At 62.2% G+C, this 24,332-nt stretch carries 20 protein-coding genes and 1 pseudogene; 6 read left to right on the top strand and 15 right to left on the bottom strand.

The window, feature by feature from the left end; all coding sequences use genetic code 11:
* Positions 1–115 precede the first annotated feature (115 nt).
* Positions 116–1,087, bottom strand: a complete 972-nt coding sequence (locus L0U83_RS25275; RefSeq protein WP_308445073.1) for an AraC family transcriptional regulator — start codon at positions 1,085–1,087, stop codon at positions 116–118.
* A 175-nt stretch (positions 1,088–1,262) separates the two neighbouring features.
* Between L0U83_RS25275 and L0U83_RS25270 the strand changes: the two genes are divergently transcribed.
* The 3 genes from L0U83_RS25270 (at position 1,263) to L0U83_RS25260 (ending at position 3,856) form a co-directional block, all read left to right on the top strand.
* Positions 1,263–2,321, top strand: a complete 1,059-nt coding sequence (locus L0U83_RS25270) for a beta-keto acid cleavage family enzyme (RefSeq protein ID WP_233886912.1) — start codon at positions 1,263–1,265, stop codon at positions 2,319–2,321.
* 101 nt (positions 2,322–2,422) lie between these two features.
* Positions 2,423–3,355: a 3,5-dioxohexanoate:acetyl-CoA acetone transferase gene (gene kce / locus L0U83_RS25265; RefSeq protein ID WP_233886911.1), complete on the top strand. Its 933-nt coding sequence runs from the start codon at positions 2,423–2,425 to the stop codon at positions 3,353–3,355.
* Positions 3,356–3,454: 99 nt separating this feature from the next.
* Positions 3,455–3,856, top strand: coding sequence for a carboxymuconolactone decarboxylase family protein (locus tag L0U83_RS25260; protein ID WP_373321109.1), 402 nt, complete (start codon positions 3,455–3,457; stop codon positions 3,854–3,856).
* Positions 3,857–3,994: 138 nt separating this feature from the next.
* Here L0U83_RS25260 and L0U83_RS25255 read toward each other — a convergent pair.
* The 3 genes and pseudogenes from L0U83_RS25255 to L0U83_RS25245 all read right to left on the bottom strand — a co-directional run.
* Positions 3,995–4,447, bottom strand: a pseudogene (locus tag L0U83_RS25255) (BspC domain-containing protein); the annotation flags it as partial.
* A 90-nt stretch (positions 4,448–4,537) separates the two neighbouring features.
* A complete protein-coding gene (locus L0U83_RS25250; RefSeq protein WP_233886909.1) occupies positions 4,538–5,761 on the bottom strand; it encodes a multidrug effflux MFS transporter in 1,224 nt (407 codons plus the stop codon).
* Positions 5,762–6,613 (bottom strand): hypothetical protein, encoded by an 852-nt coding sequence (locus L0U83_RS25245; protein WP_233886908.1) that lies wholly within the window; start codon positions 6,611–6,613, stop codon positions 5,762–5,764.
* Between the two features lie 313 nt (positions 6,614–6,926).
* On the opposite strand from L0U83_RS25245, the gene L0U83_RS25240 reads away from it, so the two are divergent.
* The gene (locus L0U83_RS25240) at positions 6,927–9,551 is read left to right on the top strand and encodes a winged helix-turn-helix domain-containing protein (RefSeq protein WP_233886907.1); all 2,625 of its coding nucleotides are present in this window, start codon (positions 6,927–6,929) and stop codon (positions 9,549–9,551) included.
* A gap of 510 nt (positions 9,552–10,061) precedes the next feature.
* Positions 10,062–11,261, top strand: coding sequence for a porin (locus L0U83_RS25235; RefSeq protein ID WP_233886906.1), 1,200 nt, complete (start codon positions 10,062–10,064; stop codon positions 11,259–11,261).
* A 323-nt stretch (positions 11,262–11,584) separates the two neighbouring features.
* On the opposite strand, the gene L0U83_RS25230 is transcribed toward L0U83_RS25235, so the two are convergent.
* From L0U83_RS25230 to L0U83_RS25195, 8 genes are all read right to left on the bottom strand, one after another.
* Positions 11,585–11,953 carry a BON domain-containing protein gene (locus tag L0U83_RS25230; protein ID WP_233886905.1) on the bottom strand — a complete coding sequence of 123 codons (369 nt, stop codon included), beginning with the start codon at positions 11,951–11,953 and terminating at the stop codon, positions 11,585–11,587.
* Positions 11,954–12,002: 49 nt separating this feature from the next.
* Positions 12,003–13,631, bottom strand: coding sequence for a 3-(methylthio)propionyl-CoA ligase (locus L0U83_RS25225; protein WP_233886904.1), 1,629 nt, complete (start codon positions 13,629–13,631; stop codon positions 12,003–12,005).
* 93 nt (positions 13,632–13,724) lie between these two features.
* Positions 13,725–14,429, bottom strand: coding sequence for a DsbA family oxidoreductase (locus L0U83_RS25220; RefSeq protein ID WP_233886903.1), 705 nt, complete (start codon positions 14,427–14,429; stop codon positions 13,725–13,727).
* Positions 14,416–14,976, bottom strand: coding sequence for an RBBP9/YdeN family alpha/beta hydrolase (locus L0U83_RS25215; protein WP_233886902.1), 561 nt, complete (start codon positions 14,974–14,976; stop codon positions 14,416–14,418). The genes L0U83_RS25220 and L0U83_RS25215 overlap by 14 nt, the downstream gene beginning before the upstream one ends.
* A 22-nt stretch (positions 14,977–14,998) precedes the next feature.
* Complete coding sequence (locus L0U83_RS25210; protein ID WP_233886901.1) at positions 14,999–15,847, bottom strand: TauD/TfdA dioxygenase family protein; 849 nt, start codon at positions 15,845–15,847, stop codon at positions 14,999–15,001.
* A 10-nt stretch (positions 15,848–15,857) separates the two neighbouring features.
* Complete coding sequence (locus tag L0U83_RS25205; RefSeq protein ID WP_233886900.1) at positions 15,858–16,838, bottom strand: quinone oxidoreductase family protein; 981 nt, start codon at positions 16,836–16,838, stop codon at positions 15,858–15,860.
* Between the two features lie 340 nt (positions 16,839–17,178).
* Positions 17,179–18,501, bottom strand: a complete 1,323-nt coding sequence (locus L0U83_RS25200) for an MFS transporter (RefSeq protein ID WP_233886899.1) — start codon at positions 18,499–18,501, stop codon at positions 17,179–17,181.
* 142 nt (positions 18,502–18,643) lie between these two features.
* Entirely contained in the window at positions 18,644–19,699 is a 1,056-nt protein-coding gene (locus L0U83_RS25195) for a beta-keto acid cleavage family enzyme (protein WP_233886898.1), read from the bottom strand.
* Positions 19,700–19,993: 294 nt separating this feature from the next.
* Between L0U83_RS25195 and L0U83_RS25190 the strand changes: the two genes are divergently transcribed.
* Positions 19,994–21,004, top strand: coding sequence for an AraC family transcriptional regulator (locus L0U83_RS25190; RefSeq protein ID WP_233886897.1), 1,011 nt, complete (start codon positions 19,994–19,996; stop codon positions 21,002–21,004).
* 970 nt (positions 21,005–21,974) lie between these two features.
* On the opposite strand, the gene L0U83_RS25185 is transcribed toward L0U83_RS25190, so the two are convergent.
* The 3 genes from L0U83_RS25185 to L0U83_RS25175 all read right to left on the bottom strand — a co-directional run bounded on the left by L0U83_RS25185 (position 21,975) and on the right by L0U83_RS25175 (position 24,308).
* A complete protein-coding gene (locus tag L0U83_RS25185) occupies positions 21,975–22,556 on the bottom strand; it encodes an HD domain-containing protein (protein ID WP_233887876.1) in 582 nt (193 codons plus the stop codon).
* A 104-nt stretch (positions 22,557–22,660) separates the two neighbouring features.
* Positions 22,661–23,536 carry an SDR family NAD(P)-dependent oxidoreductase gene (locus tag L0U83_RS25180; RefSeq protein WP_233886896.1) on the bottom strand — a complete coding sequence of 292 codons (876 nt, stop codon included), beginning with the start codon at positions 23,534–23,536 and terminating at the stop codon, positions 22,661–22,663.
* Between the two features lie 40 nt (positions 23,537–23,576).
* Complete coding sequence (locus L0U83_RS25175; RefSeq protein WP_233886895.1) at positions 23,577–24,308, bottom strand: SDR family NAD(P)-dependent oxidoreductase; 732 nt, start codon at positions 24,306–24,308, stop codon at positions 23,577–23,579.
* Positions 24,309–24,332 lie beyond the last annotated feature (24 nt).

Here is a 24,332-nt window from a genome sequence, read left to right as displayed (position 1 = left end):
TGTGAAGTTACCGAGCGCGAGACGGTATGACGGCAGGTACATTTTGACCTTGTGCTCCCGCGCTCACGTAAAGGTGGGTGTCTTCAGGAATGCAAAGGACGATGGTCGCCCAGTCCTATCGGTTCGCGACACGCCACTCGGAAGCGCTAGACCTGAAGCGAAGGGCAAACCACCTGGAAAAGGCGCTCAACGACGAGAAGCCGAGCAACGCGGCCACATCAGATAGCGGTCTGTCGCTGTTCTCGACGTAGCGGATCACGAGGTCGCCGCGAACGCCCTCCACGATCGTGGAATAGGTCTGACCGTGTTTGCGCAGATGCCGGAACATGGTCTTGCGGTCGACGCCGAGTTGCTGCGCCACACGCTCCACATCGCACCCGCCCGTTGGCAGCAGAGCGAGCACGAGCTTCCTGACTTTGTCGGGCATCGGCGCTTCGGACTGGGCCAGCTTGGCATTCAGAAAATCCCGTGCGCGCGGCGCGAGGACCGGGTCATAGGAAGGCAGCCCAAAATCGAGATCGGCGCTGGCGAGTACGATGCCATCGAAGTCCATGTCGAAGTGCACGGGCAACCCGAAAATACGCCTGTGAGTGGCCTGGCTTTTCGGTGCGCAGTGGGAGAAGCAGATGCTCTGCGGCTTCCAGTCGGGCCCAAGCAGTAACTTGAGCATCCGGTACAGCACGCACACCAGCAACTCTACGGATTGCCGCAGCGACCCGCGCGCGCCACCGATCACCACCTGCTTGAGCACGGTCACGCCATCCGCGTCCTCGATGCGAAGGGCTGTTGACTCATTGTGCAACCCGACGTGACGTGCCAGTGACTCCAAGGCCTTGCGCAGGGTGGGCTCCTCGCGCAGGACAAGGGCAAGCGGCCCAAGGTTTTCCAGACGCCGTGTTTCCGCTATCCGCAGCCCGAAGTCCTCGACGCCGGCACGCCTCGCAGAGTTCTCCAGCAGGCGCATGACCGCTGTCGCCGAGATCATCAGGTCCGGATCGAGCAGTGCCGACGTGTCGATCCGTGCCCTTTTCAACTGGACGTGGGGATCCAGGCCTACCTCACGGGCGACCTCCACAAAATTGGTCAAGCTCGAACTTCGGATGAGGGTCGGCATATGCCCCGAAATGTAAAGCGTTTGCCCCGATCCGTCAAATCATGATGGTGGTTGGGGGATACGCTTTGATCCACGTATTGACCAGTCGGCGCGTCCTGTTCGATGGGCGGCCACTCCCCACACGAAAAGACATTTCGCGGACACCCGTATGCAATTTCTCGACGATTCGCTGCACCCGGAGAACATGGACAAGGTCGTGATCACCGTGGCGCCCTATGGCCCCGAGTGGATGCCGGAAGACTTTCCGGAAGACATCCCGGTGACCATGGAGGAGCAGATCCAGAAGGCGGTCGATTGCTATGAAGCGGGTGCGAGCGTACTGCACCTGCACGTACGCGAACCCGACGGCAAGGGCTCCAAGCGGCTCTCCATGTTCAATGAATTGATCGCCGGTGTGCGCAAGGCCGTACCCGACATGATCATCCAGGTGGGCGGTTCGATCTCGTTTGCACCGGAAGACGAAGGTCAGGCCGCCCAATGGCTGTCGGACGACACGCGCCATGCACTGGCCGAACTCGATCCGAAACCGGATCAGGTGACGGTGGCCTTGAACACGATCCAGATGAACATCATGGAGCTCATCTATCCGGAGTACTACGAAAGTACTCACATGGCCAAGGCGTCCGTGCGTGAAGCGTACAGCGAAATGATCGTGCCGGCCGGGCCAGCGTGGGCAGCGGAGCACCTGCGGCGTCTGCAAAAGGCCGGCATCCAGCCACACTTCCAGTTGGTCGGCATGCACGCGCTCGAGACGCTGGACCGCATGGTGCGCAAGGGGATCTACACCGGCCCGCTCAACCTTACCTGCATCGGCATCGGCGGCGGCCATCATGGACCGCATCCGTTCAATCTCTTCGACTTCATCCAGCGCGCGCCAGACGGCTGCACCGTGACCGCCGAGTCGCTCTTCAAGAATGTACTGCCCTGGAACACGATCGCTCTTGCGATGGGCATGCATGTTCGCTGCGGTATCGAGGACACCCTGATCGACCAGAAGGGCAATCGCTTTACCTCGGTGCAGCAGGTCCAGCAGACGGTGCGCATCGCGAAGGAACTGGGCCGTGAGATCGCCAATGGCAAGGAGGCGCGCGAAGTCTACCGCATCGGCACCTGGTACAAGGATGTCGAAGAAACGCTGGCCGCCAACGGCATGGCGCCGAACCGCAAGCCGGGCGTGAAGAACGTGCCGATGCGTCGGGTGGCGTAAGCGCTCGGACCCGCCGGACAACGACTTCTGCGGGTTCGGTTGATATCGTTGCCCGGCAACGGACCTGCTGGACCCGCCCTCTCCTTTGACGAATACCAGACATGACGGCCCGGAACAAAATCATCATCACCTGCGCCGTGACCGGCGCGATCCATACACCTTCGATGTCGCCTTACCTGCCGGTGACGCCGGATGAAATCGCCGACGCGGCTATCGAAGCCTGCGAAGCAGGCGCAGCCATTGTCCACCTGCATGCTCGCGATCCCCAGACCGGCAAGCCGGATCAGCGCCCGGAGGCCTTCGCCCCGTTCCTGAAATCGATCGCCCGACGCAGCCCCGCCATCATTAACCTGACGACCGGTGGCTCGCCCTATATGACGGTGCAGGAACGCATGCGGCCGGCCCGCGTGTTCAAGCCCGAGATCGCCTCGATGAACATGGGCACCATGAACTTCGGGCTCTTTCCTATGCTCGGGCGCTTCAGCAAGTTCGAGCACGAATGGGAGCGGGACTACCTCGAAGGCAGCAAGGATCTCATTTTCCGCAACACGTATGGCGATCTCGAGACCGCGTTTCACGAACTCGGACCGAACAGCACACGCTATGAATTCGAGTGCTACGACACAGCGCACCTGTACAACGTCGCGCATTTCGCCGAGCGCGGACTGATCGAACCGCCTTTCTTTATCCAGACGGTGTTCGGCATTCTGGGCGGCATTGGCACTCACCCCGACGACGTGATGCACATGAAGCGCACGGCTGACCGTCTCTTCGGCCAGGACTATCGCTGGTCCGTGCTCGGCGCCGGCGCGAGCCAGATGAAGATTGCGGCCATGGCGGCGTCCATGGGCGGCCATGTGCGCGTGGGCCTCGAGGACAGCCTGTGGATCGGCAAAGGTCAGTTGGCGAAGTCCAATGCGGAGCAGGTTCGCAAAGTCCGGCAGATTCTTGAAGGTCTGGGGCTCGTGATTGCGACGCCCGACGAAGCCCGCGAGATCCTTCAACTCAAGGGCGCGGATCAGGTCGCGCTTTAGCAGCGAAAGCGCACATTGGACGGTCACGTCCCTTGGCAGCGCCAACGTAAGCCGCGCCGGATGACGCCGGCTGTAACGAACAAACAAGGAGCACTCCCGATGAAGATGAACGACGCCATCGACACACCGACATGCAATGCGCTGCGTGAAAGTGGCAACTGGAATGCGAACTGGGATTCGTTCGCTCAACTCGATCCCAGGTGGACCGAGCAATTCATGGCGATGGCGATGGCACCGCAGACGTCGGGCGTGCTGGATGCGAAGACGGTGGAGTTTCTGGCGATTGCCGTCGACGCCGCGGTGACGCACATGTATGGACCCGGTGTGCGGCGTCATATTCGCCGCGCGCTGGAGGTGGGCGCGACCCGAGAGGAGATCACGGCCGTGCTCCAGTTCGTGTCCGTGCTTGGAATCCATTCGATGAGCCTCGCTGCCCCGATGCTCATCGAAGAGGCTGCGGCGCACGAGCGTCGCATGGCCGAGGCCGGGCAAACTGGCTAAGCGGCAAACTGTGGCGCAGCGCGCCACGCAGTTTGGTGCCGAGTACGGCAACGCGTGCGCCGTGCGCCACGCGTTGTTTGCTTACATCGCCGCGAGCAAATGCTTTTTGCCGAACCCTCCCCTGTTGTGCAGCGCCCCCGGTTGCACAGGGTCATTCCAGCTGAACGCGAACAATCTGCCACCGACATAGCCGCAGCGAAAACGCAGACTCAGCGGTTCGCGCCCGGACGTGCGGATGCCCTGACCTTCGACAGTCACGATCGTGTCGACCACGACATGCTGCTTGCGCTCGCCGAACGAAACATTCCACGGGGTGACTGATGCGCGCCCCTTCTCGAACGACCCGGGACGAAACTCGACGTGGTCGATAGCACGCGAGGTGCTGGCGACGAAAATGCCGTGGGCCGCGCAGTCCGCGACGAGTGGATCGGCATGCCTCTCCTTGATGAACTGGCTCACAAGCTGATTATGTTGATCGAGCTGGTCGGCGAATGCGGGCGCCATATGCGCGAGCGAGAAGCCGGCAATGGCAGCCACCGAACAGCCGAACACACTCAGCAACCTCAGCGGTACTACGTTGGTGCGAAACATCGAAAACGACTCAAACGAGAAATACGGGAGCAGCGCGAGCGCTGCGACTGACTGTGTGAAATGGAGTAGCCGGCGACCCGCGCGCAACGCTTAGCCGGATTCTCCATGGCGCTTTGCGACGCAGAACATCACCAGACCAATGCACTGCAATACAGCCATGCCCAGAGCCATGTACAGGGTGCTGCCGAGCAGCAAGGGAACCAGCAGTGCCGAGGACAGGAAGTTGCCAAACTGCTGGACGGTGACGTAGCAGCTCGACGCCAGGCCGCGCCTCTCCGGAAAGCAATCCAGCGCGAGGACCTGAAGGAAAGGCTGGGTCATCATCATGCCGAGACTGAAAACGGGTAGCGCCACGAGCGCCCACGGCAACGGTGAAGCGTGCATCGCGTTGAGGCTGATGTTGATCACGCCGGCCACCAGCATCACCAGATGGCCCACCAGCACATTACGCACCGCGCTGCCATGCCCTGCGGCACGGTGGGCGAGCGCGGCACCGGCGATCAGGCCTGCGACGATCGGGAGGAAGAGGTAGCCGAACGACTGCTCACCAAGGCCGAGATGCTTCACGACAAAGGTTGGCGCAGAGAGGACGTAAAGGTAGATCGCGAGATTGACCGCGGCGTTGGCGAGCGCGAGCGCAACAAAGCGCGGCTTCGCGAACAACGTTCCATATGCGCGCGCCAGCGAGACGGGATTCAGCGGATGGCGGCGCGCCGGCGGCAGGGTCTCCGGGACGAGAAACCAGCTGATCACGACGAGCAATGCCGACAGGAACGCGAGGAAAACGAAAATGCTGCGCCAACCCGTCCACAGCAGCAGCCAGCCGCCGCAGACGGGCGCAATCGCAGGTGCAAGCGCGAAGATCATCGCCACCAACGCCATGATCTTTTGCGCATCGGCACCGTGAAAAATGTCGCGCACCATCGCCCGGCCAATGATGACGCCGGCCCCGGCGCTCATGCCCTGCAGGGCACGGCCGGCATAGAGCAACGAGATGCTCGGGGCAGCCGCGCACATCAGCGAACCAATGGTGAACAGCGCGTTGCCGGCCAGAATCATGCGACGGCGGCCGAGCGCATCGGAGATTGCCCCGTGCCACGGCACCATCAGCGCGAAAGGCAGCAGGTAGGCCGTCAACGATTGCTGGATCTGCGTCGGGGTCGCATGAAGCGACTGCGCCATGATGGAAAACGCCGGCAGGTAGGTGGCGATCGCGAACTGCCCGAGCATTGACAGCCCAGCCACGAGCACGACGAATGTCGGGGTGTGGACCCTGTGCCCTTCGATCTCTGTCATGGTTTGCATGCTCGACATTCATACACTCCTGTTCGCGCCGTCGCCTGTGCAGCACGCATTGATGAATTCTGCATGAAGGCGCTCCCAGTCGGCTACGCTCAGGTGGCGACGTGCTGCTGGGACGATGACGCCCTCTTCGCGACCGCGAGCGGTCCAGATGATCTGGGCGTAGCGCTCGAGCGCGCATAGCAGTTCCGCCGCCTCGACGTCTCCCGCCTGTCGCGACACCATCGACTCGAACTCGCCGAGCAGTTCGTGAGCGCGCTGACCCAGCAGCAGGACTTCGTCGATTTCGGCGCGCACGCTTTCGACACGCCGCCGGAGTCGGCCATAGAGAGTGAGTTCCTTGCAACGCTGCAAGGGATGCAAGGTGCTGCGGATCTGCTCGATGACCGCCCGCAGACCCACGCAATGCGCGCGGAGGGTCGACCCATCCGACACGTTCCGGTCACTCAGCAGGCACAGCCACTGGCGCAACAGGACAGCGTGTCGCCGGTACTCGGTGCGCAGCAGTTCAAGGGCCTGAATGGCGGGTGGTGTACAACCGATACCAAACGTCAGCACGGGAACCGTAGCGAGCGAGGGCAATTCGAACAACTGCGACCCGGGTGCCGCCGCCTCGCCCCGCACCATGACGATCGCGTCGCACCCGTAATGGTTCACCGCGTTCAACACTTCCTGTGCAGGTTGCGACGAAAAGAGCGCCGCGGCCCTGCACGGGATCCCCATCGCCAGTGCAGCAGCCTCAGTACGCGCGAGTGCTTCGCGCGCCACGAACTCGCAATGCGTCTGGGCGTGGGGATCATCCGGCCACCTCTGTGCGTACCAGAGACTGATCCGGGTACTATTTTCGAGGGCAAATTCGAGCACCTGAATAGCCGCATCCGAGCAAGGTTCGCTCGGCTCAATGAATATTCCGAGATGTCGAAACATGTGATTCTGAGTTGCTGGATTGCCCGCAATGGTAGGGAAATCCGTGCTGGGAATCTCCCCCCATCGAAAGGGGGGGAGGCTGGTTTGGAAGCGGAATGGGTCCGCTATAATTGATTCAACCCTGCCCGACCCCCGTTTCAATCGGCATGTTCGCAGCGCAGTTCTTCGCCCCAATCTGATGACAAAGCAACTATCCGTCACGAGTCCGGAAGCGACGCTCAAGATCATCCCGCCGCGTGCGCCGAGGGACATGCTAGCTCGCAGCCGTCTGGGGTCGGACAACGAGCAGTTCCGCAATCGCGCCGTGACCGTTGTGCATGCACCACCGGGCTTTGGGAAGACGTCCCTCCTGATCCAGTGGCGACAGGAATACCTGAGACACGGTAGTGCGGTCGCCTGGCTCTCGCTGGACGGGCACGACGACCCTCTGCGCCTGCTCGGAGGCCTCACGCTTGCCGTGCGCGCGGCGTCCGGCAAGGTCGCATTCGGCAAGCGCCTGCTCGAGGGCGGCGCGCTCCCGGATTCGCCATTGGAGGGGATCACCGCATGGCTGGCGGAAGTCGCCCGCACCGCGCTCGATACCGTCCTGATACTGGATGAAGCCGAAAAGCTGCCGCAAGCGAGCTTCGACGCGCTTGTCTACCTGCTCGAAAACCTGCCGCCCAACCTGCGCGTGGTGATTGCCGCGCGAGCCGGATTCGACAAGGTGATCCGGCGCCTGAGTGCCTTTGGCCGGTGCGTGACGGTGGACGCCGTTGCACTTCGCTTTCGTCTGGACGAAACCATCGCGCTGATCGGCGGCCGGCTGGACGCCGTTGTCGATGCCGAAGCGAGCGCCAGACTGCACGACATCGCAGAAGGCTGGCCGCTCGGCCTGCAACTCACCCTCGCCGCCATCGCGGACGCCGATGATCCCGTCGCGAGCATCGACGCCTTCGCCAGCAGCACGGCCGGCATTCGTGAACAGTTCGTCACGGCTCTGCTCGAGAGACTCAGCAGCGAGGACGCAGAGTTCCTCACCCGCATATCGATCGTCGAACTTCAGCGCGACGATCTGTGCGCGGCCATCACCGGGGCACAGGATGCGCGCGAGCGGCTCCTGCGGCTTGCCCAGGAAACACCGCTCTTTGTCGGCGCGCAGGGGCGTGATCAATGGTTCCGCATGCATGCGATGGCGCGCGACGCGCTGCGCGCGCGGCTGGCTGCCCTGCCACCCTCCACACGGGAAGAATTGCACCGCCGCGCGATGCTGTGGCTGGCGGACAACGGCATGCCCGAAGCCGCCGCACGCCACGCGCTCGCGTGCGGGGAGGAGGAGACCGCGTATGTGCTGGCACAACGGTCGCTGCACGAGGCCGTCACGCAGGGCCACGTCGTTACCGTGCTCGAGTGGCTCGAATGGTTGCCTGAGGCGGTCCTGGAACGACATCCGCGTCTACGGCTCGCGATGGCATGGGCGCTCGCGCTCAGTGACCGGCAGCAACAGGCCGAGTCGCAGGCGCAGGCGATCCTGCGCAGCACAGAGCCCGATGAGGCGATGCGCTTTGAGATCGACCTCATTCTGAGTGCGGCCGCCTATTTCGCCGATGAGCCTGACCGGGCGGCGCGTCTGCTCGAACGCTGGGGGAACACACCGCCTGTTAGTGACCCCTGGCTGCAGCAGGTACACGCCAACCGCCTATTCATACGAGCCATCATGGCGGGCGATTATGCGGCGGCGCGCCAGTTCGGCCGGCACGCACCCCGCGGGGACGCCAGTGCGGCCAACCGCTACGTGGTTCGTTGGCGCGCGTGCCTTACGGGTTTCAGCTACCTCCTTGAGGGGCAGGTGCTGCTCGCCGAGCGCGCATTGCGTCCGGCCCTCGCGCAGGCGGACGACGACCTGGGGCGCAGACACCCGTTTTCCTGCATGCTCGCCGCCCTCCTCGCCGCAACCCGGCACAAACAGGGCGATCTCAACGAAGCGGCAGCGTTGCTCGCTAACCGGCTGGACGTCATTGAGCGCAGCGGGACGCCAGATGCGGTGATCTTTGCCTACCGCACTGCCGCCCGGGTCGCGGCGGCTTGCGGCGCCGAGCACCGAGCCTTTGACCTGCTTGAGACGCTCGGCGCCATCGGAACCGCACGTCGTATGCCGAGGCTATGCGTGGTCAGTCTAGCCGAACAGATCAGGCTGCACAGCGGCCGTTTCCGTTCGGCGAGTTGCCACACGCTTGCCAGCCGTCTGGACGATATCGTCGCTGGACACGCCACCGAAGATGCGCCGCTCAAGCGCGGCGCGCTGCTCATGCACCAGCACATCGCGCGGGCATTTGTCGCCTTCGCTGCGCAGGACTGGCGAGGTGCCGAAGCGGCATTGGCCCTCGCGCAGGAGTGGACCGATTCGATGAAACTCGGTGGCGTGGGCGCCGAGTTAATGGCCGCGCGCGCGTTTGCGCAGGACCGGCTCGGCGCAGACGGCTCCGCGCTGCTGCGCGAGGCCAAAGGTCTCGCCGTCACCTACGGGATGTCTCTCTCGACACTCGCCCTTCATCCCGCGTTCGCGGACTGGTTGCGGGAGCGTGACGGCGACAGCGAGCCGCGGGCCGTGCGCGCCCAGTCGATCAAGCCCGCAGCCCCGGTCGCCTCACGGGACGCCGAACCGGAAGGCAGATCGCGCGTCATGCCGAGTACGGCGCTTACCCCCAAGGAGCGCACCGTGCTCGAACTGGTCAGCCGCCACCTCACAAACAAGGAGATCGCGCTTGCCATGGGTGTCGGCCAGGAAACCGTGAAGTGGCATCTCAAGAATCTCTTCGTCAAGCTCGACGCGACGTCGCGCAAGCAGATCGTTCGCCGCGCGCAACTGATGGGGTTGATTCAGGAAAGCGCTTGAATTGGCTCCTGCGCGTGACTAGCCGATTCGCGGGATCTGTGCCTGGCGTAGCCATTCTGTTCAGTCCTAAGGCATCCTGCACAGGGACGCCCTTATGGACCGGTTGGTGTCATACAAACTCAGCGTTTTCCCCTATGAAAGTGGATATTATTCGGGGTCCAAAGGTTGAATTCCAGTTTTACGAAAGCGCTGAAATACCAACTATCGTATAGATGATATTGCAACCATCATTTGTATTAACGGCACCCCCTGAACTTGTCACCAGGCTACAACGTAAATAGCAAGCCGCGGAATTCAAGCTGCGAGTAGGTGATCGCTATATAGGGCTGAAAGCGCCGCAGCATATGGATCGATGGCTGACATGATCTAGCGAAATTCCGGAAAACCCGCCCCCCCTCCGATGGGGGGAAAGCTTTGTGTGGTCGTGCGTATCATCCTCAATCAGTTGCAACATCATCTTTTTAGAATCTAATGTTGCTCGGGGTTGAACTTAGTTACGTCGGAGACCACATGAAGTTGAGGATTACCTGCGCCGCAGCGCTTTTCGCATTCGCAGGCGCATCACATGCGCAATCATCGGTGACGCTTTACGGAACCGTGGACTCTGGTTTGCTCTACCAGAGCACGTCGGCAGCGTACGCAGCGGCCCCCTTTTTGCCGAACACAAAAATTAACGGCAACGCGGGTCATGTGGTGCAGCTCAAGGACGGTGGCATCTATTCGAGCATCTTCGGCATGAAGGGCTCCGAGGACCTTGGCGGCGGATACGCCGCCAACTTCAAGCTCCAGGGCTCGTTTAACAGCTCGAACGGCCAGCCAGGCAAGTCCGATACCCCGAGTGGCGGCTCGATTTTCACCCAGGTCACGACTGTCGGTGTGTCGGGACCGTTCGGCAAGATCGACTTCGGCCGCCAGTTCGCGCCGATGGCCTACGCAATGGCCGAAACGGACGTGCGCAATGCGCAGTATTTCGGCAGCGTCCTGACCGCCTGGCTTACGATGAACACGATGTCGGGCTGGACGGGAAGCAACACGAACGGTCAGATTGGCGCGCTGTATGACGACAATGCGATCGTCTACAATTCGCCGTCGTTCTACGGTGTGTCCGCTGCACTCGAGTACGCGCCCGGCGGCGTCGCAGGCCAGCCCCAAGGCGGCACGCGCGAGTCGGCAGTGCTCAAGTATTCGGGCTTTGGTCTGAACGCGGATGCCGTGTACTACAACGGGCACGACGCCAATCCGTTCTCCTACGCGGCTTCGGCTGCGAACCTGCCGAACGGCATTCCTGCAACCGGCCTGAACAACAACCGCTTCGTGTACTTCGGCGCGAAATACACGTGGCATGGCATCTCGGTCTCCGGGTCGTTCAGCAACGGGCGCAATCCGGCCAACCCGAATGGGGTGCCGAAGGCGTTTGTCGTCTCGGGTGATTTCGACATGTGGACGGGCGGTCTCGGCTACCGCTACTCCCCTGCGCTCAACTTCACCTCGGGCGTCTACTACATCAAGGACAACAAGAACAACCAGAACCAGTCGACCGCCTACGCAATCGGTGGCGACTACAGCCTGTCGAAGCGCACGCTGGTTTATGCCCAGGCCGGCTACGTGTCCAACCGCGGACAGATGAACCAGGAACTGATTTACGGCACGCCTGTCGCTCCGGGCAAGAACACCACGGCCGTCAACATCGGCCTGCGCCATACTTTCTAAGTGATATCCGGGGATCGGGCCAGTTCTGCACTGGCCCGATCCGACGCGATCCGCTGACCGACCCAAAGCCGCCGCCCAGGCGGCTTTGTCATTTCTATTTCACCCGTGATCTGGCAGCGTGCGCAATGAGCGGTCGAGGCGCGGCGACTGGGTCGAATACGGCCCGATCGCCGCGTTTTAGTACGTCATCCTTAATATACCGGACCCATTCGAAGCACTGCACGACCCGCCCAGGTACGCCATTGTGTTGAAACGGGGCCGGCCACTGCGCCGGCCCGTGCGATTGCCGGAAGGCGACAGTACCTCCGGCGAGTCATCCATGCTTACATCCCGCCCAGGGGCTTCTGGACAATCAGCTTGTTGGTCACCGAGGTCACGCCAGGCACACCCTTTGCGATCTCGGCGACTTTGTCGACTTGCGCGGCGTCCGTGACCGAACCATTCAGCGTGACCGCGCCATTCTTGGCGGTGACACCGATGCTGCCGCCGTGAATTTCCTTGTGCTTCGCGATTGCGGTATACACCGCGCGACGCAACTTCGTGTTGGTCGGCGTAGCGGGCGCTGCTGCGCTGGACTCCGTCGCGGTGGTCGCGCTGGGCGCGCTAGCTGCGGATTGGGCCGACGCGTTCAGGGACGCCGAAGCGAGCAGCGTGCAGAGAATCAGGCTGAGCGTTTTGGTAGTCGTGGTCATTACATACTCCTGTGGTTATTGCTGCTGGGTAATGTGATCCGGCCGGCCGTCAGGCCGACAGATAGTAGTTGCCGTACTGATCGCGCAACTGATGTTTGAGCACCTTGCCGGTTGCGCCGAGCGGGACCGAATCGATGAACACCACCGCGTCTGGCTTCCACCATTTCGCGATGCGCCCATCGAAGAAGTCCAGCAGTCCCTCTGCGGACAGCGCGCTGCCGGCCTTGGGCACGATCAGCAGAAGCGGCCGCTCATCCCACTTCGGGTGGCGCGCCGCAATGCAGACCGCCACGGCCACTTGCGGGTGCAGGCTCGCGATGTTTTCAATGTCGATCGAACTGATCCACTCGCCGCCGGACTTGATCACGTCCTTGCTGCGATCGGTAATCTGCATGAAGCCGTCGGCATCGATCTTTGCGACGTCACCGGTTGGGAACCAGCCGTCCAGGAGCGGCGAGCTGTAATCGCCGCCGAAGTAATCACGCGTCACCCAATGGCCGCGCACGAGCAGATCGCCAGCGGCCGCGCCGTCCCAGGGCAGTTCCTTGCCCGCAACGTCGACGATCTTCATGTCGATGCCGAACACCGAGCGGCCCTGCTTCGCTTGCAATGCATAACGCTGCGCATCAGGCAGATCGACCTGATGCGCCTTGAAACTGCAGACCGTGCCGACCGGGCTCAACTCCGTCATGCCCCACGCATGGAGCACTTCGACGTGATGCTCCTTCTGGAATGCCGTCGTCATCGCCGTCGGACACGGTGCGCCGCCGATGATCGTGCGGCGCATCGTCGAGAATGAACCCTTCACCGATTCGACGTGTGCAAGCAGGCCCTGCCAGACCGTCGGCACTCCGGCCGATAGCGTGACGTGTTCCCCTTCGATAAGCTCATAGAGCGACTTGCCGTCCAGCGCCGGTCCCGGGAACACGAGCTTCGCGCCGACCATGCACGCGATGTACGGCAGGCCCCACGCGTTCACATGGAACATCGGCACGACAGGAAGAATGGCGTCACGGGCCGAACAGTTCAGAGCGTCGGGCAACGCGGCCGCGTAGGTGTGCAGCAGGGTCGAGCGGTGACTATAGAGCACGCCCTTCGGATTGCCGGTCGTGCCCGAGGTGTAGCACAGCGACGACGCTGTGTTCTCGTCCAGCAGCGGCCATTCGAATTCGTCACTGTGGCCGTCGACGAGGTCTTCGTAGCACATGAGCATCGTGGACAAGCCGTGGCCCCGAGGCATGTGCGCGCGATCGGTCATCGCGATGAAAACCTTGGGGCTCTTGACCTTAGCCGCCACGCTTTCGATGAGCGGCAGGAACGTGAGGTCAAAGAACACCACGCGATCTTCGGCGTGCTCGATGATATAGGCGAGCTGATCGACATGCAGCCGCGGGTTGAGCGTATGCAGCACGGACCCGGAACCCGAGACGGCGAAATAGAGCTCCATGTGCCGGTATCCGTTCCATGCGAGCGTCCCTACTCGCTCGCCTGGCTTCACACCGAGCCCCGTCAGGGCGTTGGCCATGCGGCGCGCGCGTTGCGCCAGGTCCCGGTACGTGTAACGGTGAATATCTCCCTCGACACGCCGCGACACGATTTCCCGTGTGCCATGGTGGCGTTCAGCATGCCTGAGCAGCGAAGCAACCAGCAGCGGTTGCTGCATCATCAAGCCTTGCATCCTATTTCTCCTCAATGGTCATTTGTTTGCGCAGCCCGGGGCCGAGTTCATCGACCGAGCACAACCGTATCGAACTTGACATTCCGTTGTTCCTTATGCCGGAGCAGACTGCATCAAGGCTTCCAGCAGCGCGTGGGGAGCGTGTGCGCCTGAGAGCGCAAATTTCCTGTTGAACACGAAGGTCGGAACACCGCTGATGCCATGCTGAGCCTGCGGCGACAGCCCGCCGCTGCGGCGTTCATGGGAGTCCGTCCAATGGTCGAGCATGGCCTCGTGATTCAGGCCACACTCAAGGCCGATCTCCTCAAGCACATGCAGATTGCCGATGTCCCTACCCTCAACGAAGTAGGCGCCAAACAGACGCTCGACCAGCGTTGCTTGCTGCGCGTCGGTGCCGTGAGCGATCGCACAGCCAAGAAGGCGGTGGGCAAGTGTCGTGTTCGGCAGCACCTCGATGCGTTCGAACGCCAACGTGATGCCCGCAGCATGGGCTGCGGCCCGCACCTGCGCCCGCCTCGTCGCAATTGCCTCGGGACTTCCGAGCCGGGCGAGATAGAACGCCTGGTATGACATCCCTTCTGGGGGTGTGCCGGGCAACAGTTGGTGCGAGCGCCACAGCACCTGGATCGGTACATCAGGCCGCAATTGCGCGAAGCGGCGCAAGGCCGTTTCCAGGTTGCGTTTGCCGATCAGGCACCACGGACAGATGAAATCGAGAAAAACCTCGATCGTCATCGCATGCTCGTTGCTGGCGGTGTCGTTTCCAGCATTCACCGCGCGCGGGTCAGAGAAGTTCACGGATCAGGCTCTCCGCCATCGGCCATTCGCCGAAGCCGGCGGCTGGATTAAGGTGTCCCACTTCGCCGAGATCGACCAGGCTGCTGCCCCAATCCCTGGCCATCGCCTCCACGCGCTCGAACTGCGCGAGCGGATCGTTGCGGCTCGCGCCCACGATGCTCGGGAACGGCAGCGGCTTGCGCGGAATCGGGTGCCAGCCGTTTTCGGCCAGCGCGTCGAAGGCCGGATAACCCGCCGGCAGCGGCGTTTCGAGGTCCGCCGGCGCGGCTAGCAGCGCGCCATGAATCTTGCGGCTGTGCTGCTGCGCCCAATGCACCGTGATCATCACGCCCGCGCTGTGCGCGACGAGAATGACGGGACCGTCGATCTTCGCGAGCGCCGCGTCGAGCGCGGCCACGCGCGCCGCGCAGCTCAGTTTGTCGTGCTCGAGAGGCGGCACCGAGGCCGCCTTGGGCAGCCGGCTTTCCAGCAGCGTCTGCCAGTGCTCCGCCACGTGGTCGCGCAACCCCGGGACCATCAGAATGGTCGGTGTGGTTTCAAGCGTCATTTGTTTTGGTCTCCTGCGCGCTTCAGTACGGCTTGTCGCCGATAATGCCGGCGCGTTCCATCTTGCGGTGACACGGCGGATAGTCCATCACTGCATAGTGCTGGGTGCTGCGGTTGTCCCAGATCGCGATGCTGTTCGGCTTCCAGCGCCAGCGTACCTGGTACTCCGGAATATAGGCCTGGCTCACGAGATAGCGCAGCAGGTCGCCCGCGCCCGGGTTGGCGTCCTGACCGTAGCGCACACGATCGGGCGTGTGATAGTTCGTGATGTGCGTCGCAAACGCGCTCACGAACAGCACCTTCTCGCCGGTTTCCGGATGCGTGCGCACCACCGGGTGTTCCGCGTCAGGAAACTGCGCCCGCAGGGCATGGCGCTTTTCGATCGGCATGGCCGCACCAAAGCTCGCCTCGATGCTGTGGCGCGCATACAGGCCGTCGATCTGCGCCTTCACGTGTTCCGGCAGCTTCTCGTAGGCGAGCACCATGTTCGCCCACATCGTGTCGCCGCCCACGGGCGGGCACTCCACGCAGCGCAGCACCGCGCCGAACTGCGGCGCCTCGCGCCAGGTGGCGTCCGCGTGCCACGCGTTTTCGTAACGGTCGTTGGGCTGCTCCGGGTTCTTGTAGATGCGCACGAGGCCCGGATGCTCCGGGTCACTGCCCGCCACCGGATGATCCTCCAGCTCGCCGAAGCGGCGCGCGAACGCCACGTGCTCGGTGCGCGTGATGTTCTGGTCGCGCAGGAACAGCACACGGTGCTTGAGCAGCGCCGCGCGAATCTCGGCGAAGAGCGCGTCGTCGTGAACGGCATCGGCGAGATTCACGCCGGTCAGTTCCGCGCCGATGGCATAGGTCAGTTGTTCGACTTTCATGCTGCGCTCCTCAGATGACGAAGACCGACGACCCCGTCGTCTTGCGCGCTTCGAGGTCGCGGTGCGCCTGCACCGCGTCTTCCAGCGCGTAACGCTGGTTCAGTTCGATCTTGATGCGGCCCGCGGCAACGTGCCCGAACAGCTCGGAAGCCAGCTCGTTCTTTTCCGCGGGGTCGGCGATATAGTCCGCCAGCGCCGGGCGCGTGAGATAGAGCGAGCCCTTCATCGCGAGGATCTGCGGATTGAACGGCGGAATCGGGCCCGAAGCCGTGCCGACGCAAACCATCAGGCCGCGGCGCTTGAGCGAGTCGAGCGACGCTTCGAAGGTGTCCTTGCCCACGCTGTCGAACACCACGTTCACGCCCACGCCGTTCGTCAGTTCGCGCACGCGCTTCGCGACATCTTCGCGGCCGTAGTAAATGATGTGGTCGCAACCATGTGCGCGCGCCACTTCGCCTTTCGCCTCGTTCGACACCGTGCCGATCACCGTGAGGCCCAGCAGCTTCGCCCACTGCGAGACGATCAGGCCGACACCGCCCGCGGCTGCATGCAGCAGGATCGTGTCGCCGGCCTTGAAGTCGTGGATGCGGCGCATGAGGTACGACGACGTGAGGCCTCGCATGGTCATGCCGGCCGCCGTTTCGCACGCAATCGCGTCGGGCAGCTTGATGAGGGGCGCCGCCGGGATCAGGCGTTCGGTGCTGTACGCGCCGAGCGTGTTGATGAAACCGGTGTAGGTCACGCGGTCGCCCACTGCGACGTTGGTCACCTCGGGGCCCACGGCCTCGACCACGCCCGCGGCTTCCACGCCCATGCCGGCAGGCAGCGGAACGGGGTACAGGCCGGAGCGGAAGTAGGTATCGGCGAAATTCAGGCCGACTGCCTCATGGCGCAGGCGGACCTGCCCGGGGCCGGGGTCGCCCACTTCGACGCTTTCGTAGCGCAAGACTTCGGGACCACCGGTTTCATAAAAGCGTACTGCCTTCGCCATGTTCAATCTCCTATCCGTTAGTCGGATGCAAAATGCAATTCGCCTGCGGCGGAACAGATCGTCCCTGCCCCAGGCGCATTTCCCAGATCAGTCGTTTGTTTGGGCGTGTATGGCGCGCCGCAGCGCCCAATGTCCAAAGTAAAAATTACCGCAGGGGTCTAATAACAAAACGACGAGAAATCAATTATCTAGTTGATATATCAAGCATATACGCAGAATCGACGTTCTTGCGCGACGTACCGCCACGGATCGAGCGCTTACTCTAGACTTGCGCTCGACCCGAGGACTGCGCCCGACCCGCGAACGTGGGCAGCGGCGCAGGTCCCATCAGCTCAATCTGTCAATACGCGGCCTGCTCACGTAGTGCATTCACGCGATCCAGATCGCGGCCGTAGTTGCGCTTGCCGATGAAGAAGGCGGTGGCCGCGATCAGGGACGCAAACGGCACGAGTTGTAATGCGCCGAGGAGGCCAATATGGTCTGCGACCAGACCCGTCAGGACGGCAGCCGGGGCCAGTCCGAGCAGGTTGTTTGCCAGCGTCAGCGTGGCAAATGCGGACGCGTGGATCGACGGCGGCGTGAGGTTTGCTACCATTGCGCCCGAAGGGCCGCTCGCCCCTGCGCAGAAGAACATCCCGCAGCCGATCACCACGAGTTGCAGTGTGCCGGCGGGCATGCGAAAGCCGATCGCGAGCAGCGTGAAGCAGATCAGGCAATAGGCGATGGCCGTTGCCCACTTATTCTGCGGGCGATTCTTGCTGACGCGGTCGGCCAGGTTACCGCACACCACCATGCCCACGCCCGTGACGAGAACAAAGAGCGCACCTGTCGCCGCCGCCTGGGCGGTGGCCATGCCGTAGTAGCGGTTCAGAAAACTCGGCACCCACGCCCAGACCGCTGCGGGAACCAGCAGATGGCAGCCGCTGCCGACATAGGCGCAAATGACCGACTTCGTCGAAAAGAGTCCTTTCATCAGGGTACGGAAACTCGTGCGCACGCCCGGCGTTTTCGCCGCGCGGCTCACGCTGGCCGGTTGCATCGGCGCAAGGCGCTTTTCGGTGACAACGAAGCGATACACGACGACCAGAGCGAGCCCAAGCCCGGCCATCGTGCCGAAGGCCGCGCGCCAACCGACATGAGCCGCTACCGCACCGCCGATGGCCATGCCCAGAACGGAGCCAAATGCCCCGCCCGCCATGAACGACGCGGTGAGGGTCGAGCGCAGGCGTGCCGGAAAGATGCTCAGAACCAGCGCGACCCCGACGCTGCCGTAGGCGGCTTCGCCGATGCCAACGAAGGCGCGTGCGAGCAGCATTTCGCCGTAGTTCGTCGAGAGTGCGCAGCCCAGCGTCGCAAGACTCCACATCGCCGCCATCAGGATGATGCTTTTCACTCGTCCCCAGCGGTCGGCGAGGACCGACAGCGGAAAGGTCAGCACGCCGACCATCAGTGCGACCACGCTGCTCAGCGATCCCAACCGTGTGTCGGAGAGGCTCCAGGTGCTCTTGAGCAGAGGAAACACGGCATTCAGGACCTGCCGCGACATGTAGTCGGAAAGCAGCAACCCGGCCGTCAATGCAAACACGACCCAGGCATAGGCGCGCACGTCGTCTTTTGCCACTGAAACATCACCCGTCGTGGGCTCAGCATGCTGCATGAGCATCGTTTGTCTCCTTCACGTCTAGCTTTTTGGTGACCGCTCTGTCCGTTTGGACAAATTGGCCGCGACTGGCACCCCGTGTCGCCGCGGCATACTACCTCTGGAGCCCCGACGCCAGCTCACGCCCGCATCGGTGTCCAATCCATCACGCCGCGCGCAACGGCAGATTCCTCACGCCGGGCTTGCGGTTCGGCGCCATGCCGTTGGCCGTGAGCGTCTCGTCGATCGTTTCGTACTGCACGCCAATGCGGTAAATCTCGCGTGCTTCCTTGCCCGTGGCAATTTCACGGCCCAGCTCGCGCGCCACGCGCACGCACTGCTCGATCTGCTGCACGGACGTGAAGCGCTTGCCGTGCTGGTCGATGATCGTGTCCTCGATACCGCAGCGCGGATGCAGGCCCATAGCCATCGCCATCATGTTGAACGGCAGCACGTTCTTGAGCAGCGACTCGGCGGTGAGCGTGCAGCCATCCGGCGCACGGTGGACGAAGTTAGCGAAGTTGAACGGGTTCGGGCCGTCAAAGCCACCGCCAATGCCAATCCACGTGAGGTTCAACGGCCCCATGTACACGCCCTTGCGCACCAGGCGGTCGAGCGTCTCGAGGGCGTGAATGCCGGTGAGCTGGAAGTGGGGCTGAATGCCCGAAGCCTGCAGGCGGCGCAGATGCTCCTCCACCCACGCGGGACCGGCGGGAACCGTCATTTCGCTGTAGGCGGCCATGAACGCAGGGTTGGAGAGCGACGTGCCTTCCAGATACTCCGGATAAAGCAGCTCCATGATGTTCATCTGCGTCGTGTTGATCGCGACCGTGACCTGGTCCGGCTTAGGTTCGAGGTCGGCGAGCATGTGACGCGTATCGTCGGAGAGCCACTTGGCGGCCTGCCCTTCGTCTTCCGGCGCGAACGAGATCGAGCCGCCCACCTGGATGATCATGTCCGGCACCGCGGCGCGCACGCCGGCGATAAGCTCATTGAACTTCGAGAGGCGCTTGGAGCCCTTGCCGTCGAGTTCACGCACATGCAGGTGCAGAACGGTCGCGCCAGCGTTGTAGCAGTCGACAGCCTTCTGGATCTGCTCTTCCATCGTCACCGGAATGTCTTCCGGGAAATCTTCGGGCATCCATTCCGGTCCGTACGGTGCAGTTGTGATAACAACTTTGTCCTGATTCTCGGGGTGCAACGAGTCGTCGAGAAATTGCATTTGTTCCAGGCTCCTGAGGATGGTGGCTCTCCAGCATGACCGGGGAATGGTCCCTGAATCGTGCCGCCGCTAACGCACGATACGGCAGACGCGGTTTGCACTTTTGTGATTTGACGCCATCGTTTTATCTTTTCGTGTCAGCTGGTGAAAACACCGATACCCGGCGCGAGCGTCTCAGGGTGGTGTATAAGTTGAAAAGTCAACGTCACACTGGATTTCAATTGCTCCGATGCGTCAATATCTGAAGCCGGGCAATCGAGGCTGACGTCGAGTCGGTGAAGAAAAGAGGTTGAAATGGAAACTATGCTGCGATCGGCAGCCATGAGCGGGTATTTCGATGTGGCCCGACGTCTCGGGCTCAACCCGGTCGACCTGGTTCAAAAGGTCGGCATCGATGCGGCAGCGCTCGCAAATCCCGATGACCGCGTCCCGGTCGCAGCGGCTTGCGAGTTGATGGAGTTGTCCGCGGAAATGGCGTGCTGTCCGACTTTCGGCCTGCAAGTGGCCGAAACGCGGCGAAATTTTGGGGCTGGAGTTGTCAATGTCCTGTTGGCACACAAGCGTACGCTTCGCGAGGTGTTGCTCGCCACGGCCCAATACCGCCATTTGCTCAATGAAGCGCTCGCGATGCACGTCGAGACCGCCGGTGAAACAGTCACCATCCGGGAGGAACTGGTCGTTCACCCAGGTACGCCAACGAGGCAGGCGATCGAACTAGCTGTCGGCGTCCTCATGCGCCACTCCAGTGCCCTGATCGGCGAGCGCTGGAAACCGCGCGCCGTTCACTTTGCCCACTCAGCCCCAGCGGATTTGACGTTTCATCGGCGCTTCTTCGGCTGCCCATTGGTCTACCGGAGCGATTTCAACGGGTTCATTTGCTCCGCTGACGATCTCGACTACCCGAATCCCGCCGCCGATCCAGAACTCGTTCGTTATGCAGAAAGCCTGGCCGGTCCGATGAACGTGGCTGACATTGATTCGAAGGTGCTGGAAGTACGCAAGGCGATTTATCTGTTGCTGCCGCTCGAGCAGGCCACCGTCGAACTGGTCGCCCGCCATCTGGGACTGAGCGTGCGGACCATGCAGCGCCATCTCGAATCCGCCGATACCAGTTTCTCGGCGCTTCTTGACGAAGTCCGGGGGGATCTGGCGGTCCGCTACATGATGAATCCGAGCTATCCCATCGGCCGGGTGGCCGCTCTGCTCGGCTATACCCAGCAGGGCTCATTCACCAAGTGGTTTACGGCGCGATCTGGCGTGACGCCGCGAGCGTGGCGTGCGGGCCACCTGATGCGGCGCGACTAGGCGCGCGCGAACGGTTCCAGCCCGGCTGTTCCGGTAACCGATAAACGCTGGCCCGAAAGAAAGAAGCCTGTCACTCGTGAACGTGATGACAGGCTTTGCAAAGAGATCAGAATGGAGTTACCCATTCGTCCTTCATTCTATCAATCCCTATTTTATATGTAAAGTCAACTATCAGGCCACGTCAAAAAAAAGCCCGCCATCGAAGTGGCGGGCCCGCAAGAAGTCACTTACGACTTCACACACGGCGTCGTGCATCCCTGCCGACGCGCGCTGATTTTATCCTGAAAGGGCCGCGTTCCCAGCTTGGGGAAAACACGGGAAAGCAGAACTGATCGCAGTCATACGTTCGACTTCTCTCGCCAGGAAATTCCTATATAGGTGCTAAATCCTCTATCTTGCGAACAGTGGTTTGGTCGGAGCGCGGGCGCCTGGGTCGGCTTGTCGAACTAGTGCATGACATTGCGGCGGAAGGCCGCGTCAAAAACGCACAGTGAACCTGCCCTGGCGCTCCCGACTTATCCACAGATTTTGGTGACAAGGCTGTGAGTAACCGCTTGAATGATTCACTCAAGCCTTTGACTCGAAAGACTTTCCAGCCCAGTCGCTTCAGAACCGAAGGCCCGAGGCAGAAGTGCGCATCCAGGAAGCAGCGCGTCGACGTGGTGAACGGCGGTGTCCCAGGACTCCCAGATCGCAACCGTTGCGCACGGGACGGTCCGAGTGCACGCGTCCCACCAGGCGAGCCGCCTTGTCCGCTTCGATGGTAAGCGCAAGCGCGGTGAACGTGTTGGCGACGCTTCGCTAGTGCGCCGCGGGAAGGGCCACGAGCGGAAAATCACTCATCTATCGCGAAGAGGCCAGAATCCGCTGGTCCTGCGAATCCTTTGGAACCACTTCCCGGCGCGTCGCTCGTGGTCAAAGAATCTAATGTCAGCCTCGCGCGGGTCGGGGTTTCGAATGCGTCACCTGGTCATACCGCCTCGGTAATCGTTTTGTAGATCGATCGTTTCGGAGTATTCATCACCCGACGCACAATCGGCTCGAACACATCGATCGACCAGGTCTGCGACGAGGCGTCAAATGCCGGATCGTCGTAGAGATCGACGAACTCGAGCGTGCGTTGATAGTGGGGATGTTCCTTGAGCTGCTCACGCATATTGCGGTCCATGCCAATATGGTGGAAGAAGTTGTGACCCTGCACAATGCCATGGTGCTCAATCATCCAAAGGTTCGCTTCGGACACGAAGGGTTTGAGGATGGCGGCCGCTATTTCGGGATGGTTGTACGAGCCGAGCGTGTCTCCAATATCGTGCAACAACGCGCACACCACGTACTCGTCGTCACGGCCGTCCTTCAGCGCCAAGGTCGCGGTCTGGAGACAGTGCTGATAGCGGTCGATTGGAAATCCGCTGAATTCCCCCTGGAGCAGCGACAGGTGCGCAATCACCCGCCCGGGCAGTTTGGAGAAGTACTCCGCAGCTTGCGGCTTGATGATGCCCCAGTCCTCCTGGGTGCTGTCCTGCATGCGTTTGAACGTGGCCAGTGTCATGATGCGGCGTCGCAGATTGGATGAGTGAATGGATAGAATTCCGGGCAGTGGTACGCGGCGTGCGCCGCCCAGCCCGCTCAGGCCTGCGCGCGCCACGCATTCGCCACTCAGATTACGGCGCCGCCATTGGGGCTGATGACCTGCCCGACAAAGTAGTGATCGCCTGCGAGGAACGTTGCGACCGCTGCGTATTCATCCATCGTGCCAAACCGCCCGGCGGGTACGATCTGCCAGAACCGGTTGCGTGCCTCCTCGCCGATGGAGTCCAGATATTGCTCGAAGAATGGCGTCGACACCCCGCCCGGCGCAAGCGCATTGACGAGGACGTTGCCGCCCGCGACCTCAGCCGCGACGGCTTTCGTGAACGCAATGACCGCCCCTTTGGTGGCACTGTAGTGCGGACTGTGAGCGCTGATGGTCGAGAAGCCCGCCACTGAGGCAAGATTCACGATACGGCCGTATTTTTGCCCCTGCATCAACTTGAGTGCTTCACGCGTGCAGTAGAACGTACCGTGGACGTTGACGTCCCAATAGCGATGCCAGTCCTCGTCGGTGATCTCGCTCGTGAAGCCAAGCGCTCGCCGGGGCTGCGGCGTTGTGATGTACGCGTAATGCTTGTTGCGTCTCACCTCGTCAGGAGCAGCCGTGGGGCCCACCGCCGCGTTGTTCACCAGAATGTGCAAGGTGCCAAAGCGCTCGACGATTGCTGAGAACATCGCCCTCACATTGCTGCTCGACGTGATGTCGCAGTCGAGCGCCATACAGCGGGCCCCGATTGCTTCGACGGCTTGCCGCGTTTCCTCGAGGGCGGCCAGATTTACGTCGCAGATGACGATGTCCGCGCCCGCTCGCGCAAAATGCCGGGCGATGGTTCCCCCAAGGCCACGACCGGCCCCCGTGATCAGCGCGACGCGACCCGCGAGCGGGCCTGCGTTCGATGCCGCCGCTTTGCTGGAATGGCCAGCCTGTTCGTTCATCAGCATGAATATCTCCACTTTCTGAGTATTGGATTGCCTGTGAGACTCACGCGCGCCGCATCAGGCTATAGCTTTGTGCCGTCGGCCCTCCGTCGGGCATGCTGGCGAGGAACAGGGCCAACGGCACCACGTCTTCGGGTTGCTTGGCCCACTCGCCAACCGGCATCGGGACGTCGCGCGTCATGGCGGTTTTCACGGGACCCGGAATGAGTTCGTTGACGCTAATGTTGTAATCGAGCAGTTCCACGGCCAACGACTGGGTCAGCATCCACAGACCGCTCTTTGAGCACGAATAGGCGGAGAAGCCGGGCACCGGGCGGTTGCGCTGCCCCGAGCCCACCATGATGATCTTGCCGGCCCCGCGCCGGCGCAGATGCGGGATGGCCGCGTGCGCGGTGTGATAGGCGCCGTTCAGATTGATGTCGATTGCTTTGCGCCACTCTGCCGGATCGCTGTCCTCGATCTTGCGCAGATCAGAAGCGACACCGGCGTTTGCTACGACGATATCGATACCGCCAAATGCATCAGTCGCGCGCTGAAACAGCGCAACCGTGTCAGTGTAGTTGGCGACGTCTGCCGTCTGCGCGATCGCCGCTCCCCCCCCATCGCGGATCAGCGCGGCGGTCTCTACGATCTCCTCTTCGCTGCGCGCACTGCACACAACGGACGCGCCCGCGCGCGCATACGCCAGCGCAATCGCGCGGCCGATGCCGCGGCCCGCACCGGTAATGACGGCGATCTTTCCGTCGAGGGAGAAAGGTGTACTGGTCTGTGTCATCAAAAACTCCTGTATGGTTCAAGC

Source organism: Paraburkholderia flagellata (assembly GCF_021390645.1).
In the GTDB taxonomy this organism is placed as follows: Bacteria; Pseudomonadota; Gammaproteobacteria; order Burkholderiales; family Burkholderiaceae; genus Paraburkholderia; species Paraburkholderia flagellata.
The sequence above is the reverse complement of the archived record's forward strand: the minus strand, read 5'-3'. Positions and strand labels throughout refer to the sequence as shown.

Coding starts and splice junctions, on each gene's coding strand:
- L0U83_RS25270 (WP_233886912.1), top strand. CDS start 1,263: ATGCAATTTCTCGACGATTCGCTGCACCCGGAGAACATGGACAAGGTC.
- kce (WP_233886911.1), top strand. CDS start 2,423: ATGACGGCCCGGAACAAAATCATCATCACCTGCGCCGTGACCGGCGCG.
- L0U83_RS25260 (WP_373321109.1), top strand. CDS start 3,455: ATGAAGATGAACGACGCCATCGACACACCGACATGCAATGCGCTGCGT.
- L0U83_RS25250 (WP_233886909.1), bottom strand. CDS start 5,761: ATGTCGAGCATGCAAACCATGACAGAGATCGAAGGGCACAGGGTCCAC.
- L0U83_RS25240 (WP_233886907.1), top strand. CDS start 6,927: ATGCTAGCTCGCAGCCGTCTGGGGTCGGACAACGAGCAGTTCCGCAAT.
- L0U83_RS25235 (WP_233886906.1), top strand. CDS start 10,062: ATGAAGTTGAGGATTACCTGCGCCGCAGCGCTTTTCGCATTCGCAGGC.
- L0U83_RS25230 (WP_233886905.1), bottom strand. CDS start 11,953: ATGACCACGACTACCAAAACGCTCAGCCTGATTCTCTGCACGCTGCTC.
- L0U83_RS25225 (WP_233886904.1), bottom strand. CDS start 13,631: ATGCAAGGCTTGATGATGCAGCAACCGCTGCTGGTTGCTTCGCTGCTC.
- L0U83_RS25215 (WP_233886902.1), bottom strand. CDS start 14,976: ATGACGCTTGAAACCACACCGACCATTCTGATGGTCCCGGGGTTGCGC.
- L0U83_RS25210 (WP_233886901.1), bottom strand. CDS start 15,847: ATGAAAGTCGAACAACTGACCTATGCCATCGGCGCGGAACTGACCGGC.
- L0U83_RS25205 (WP_233886900.1), bottom strand. CDS start 16,838: ATGGCGAAGGCAGTACGCTTTTATGAAACCGGTGGTCCCGAAGTCTTG.
- L0U83_RS25200 (WP_233886899.1), bottom strand. CDS start 18,501: ATGCTCATGCAGCATGCTGAGCCCACGACGGGTGATGTTTCAGTGGCA.
- L0U83_RS25195 (WP_233886898.1), bottom strand. CDS start 19,699: ATGCAATTTCTCGACGACTCGTTGCACCCCGAGAATCAGGACAAAGTT.
- L0U83_RS25190 (WP_233886897.1), top strand. CDS start 19,994: ATGGAAACTATGCTGCGATCGGCAGCCATGAGCGGGTATTTCGATGTG.
- L0U83_RS25180 (WP_233886896.1), bottom strand. CDS start 23,536: ATGCTGATGAACGAACAGGCTGGCCATTCCAGCAAAGCGGCGGCATCG.
- L0U83_RS25175 (WP_233886895.1), bottom strand. CDS start 24,308: ATGACACAGACCAGTACACCTTTCTCCCTCGACGGAAAGATCGCCGTC.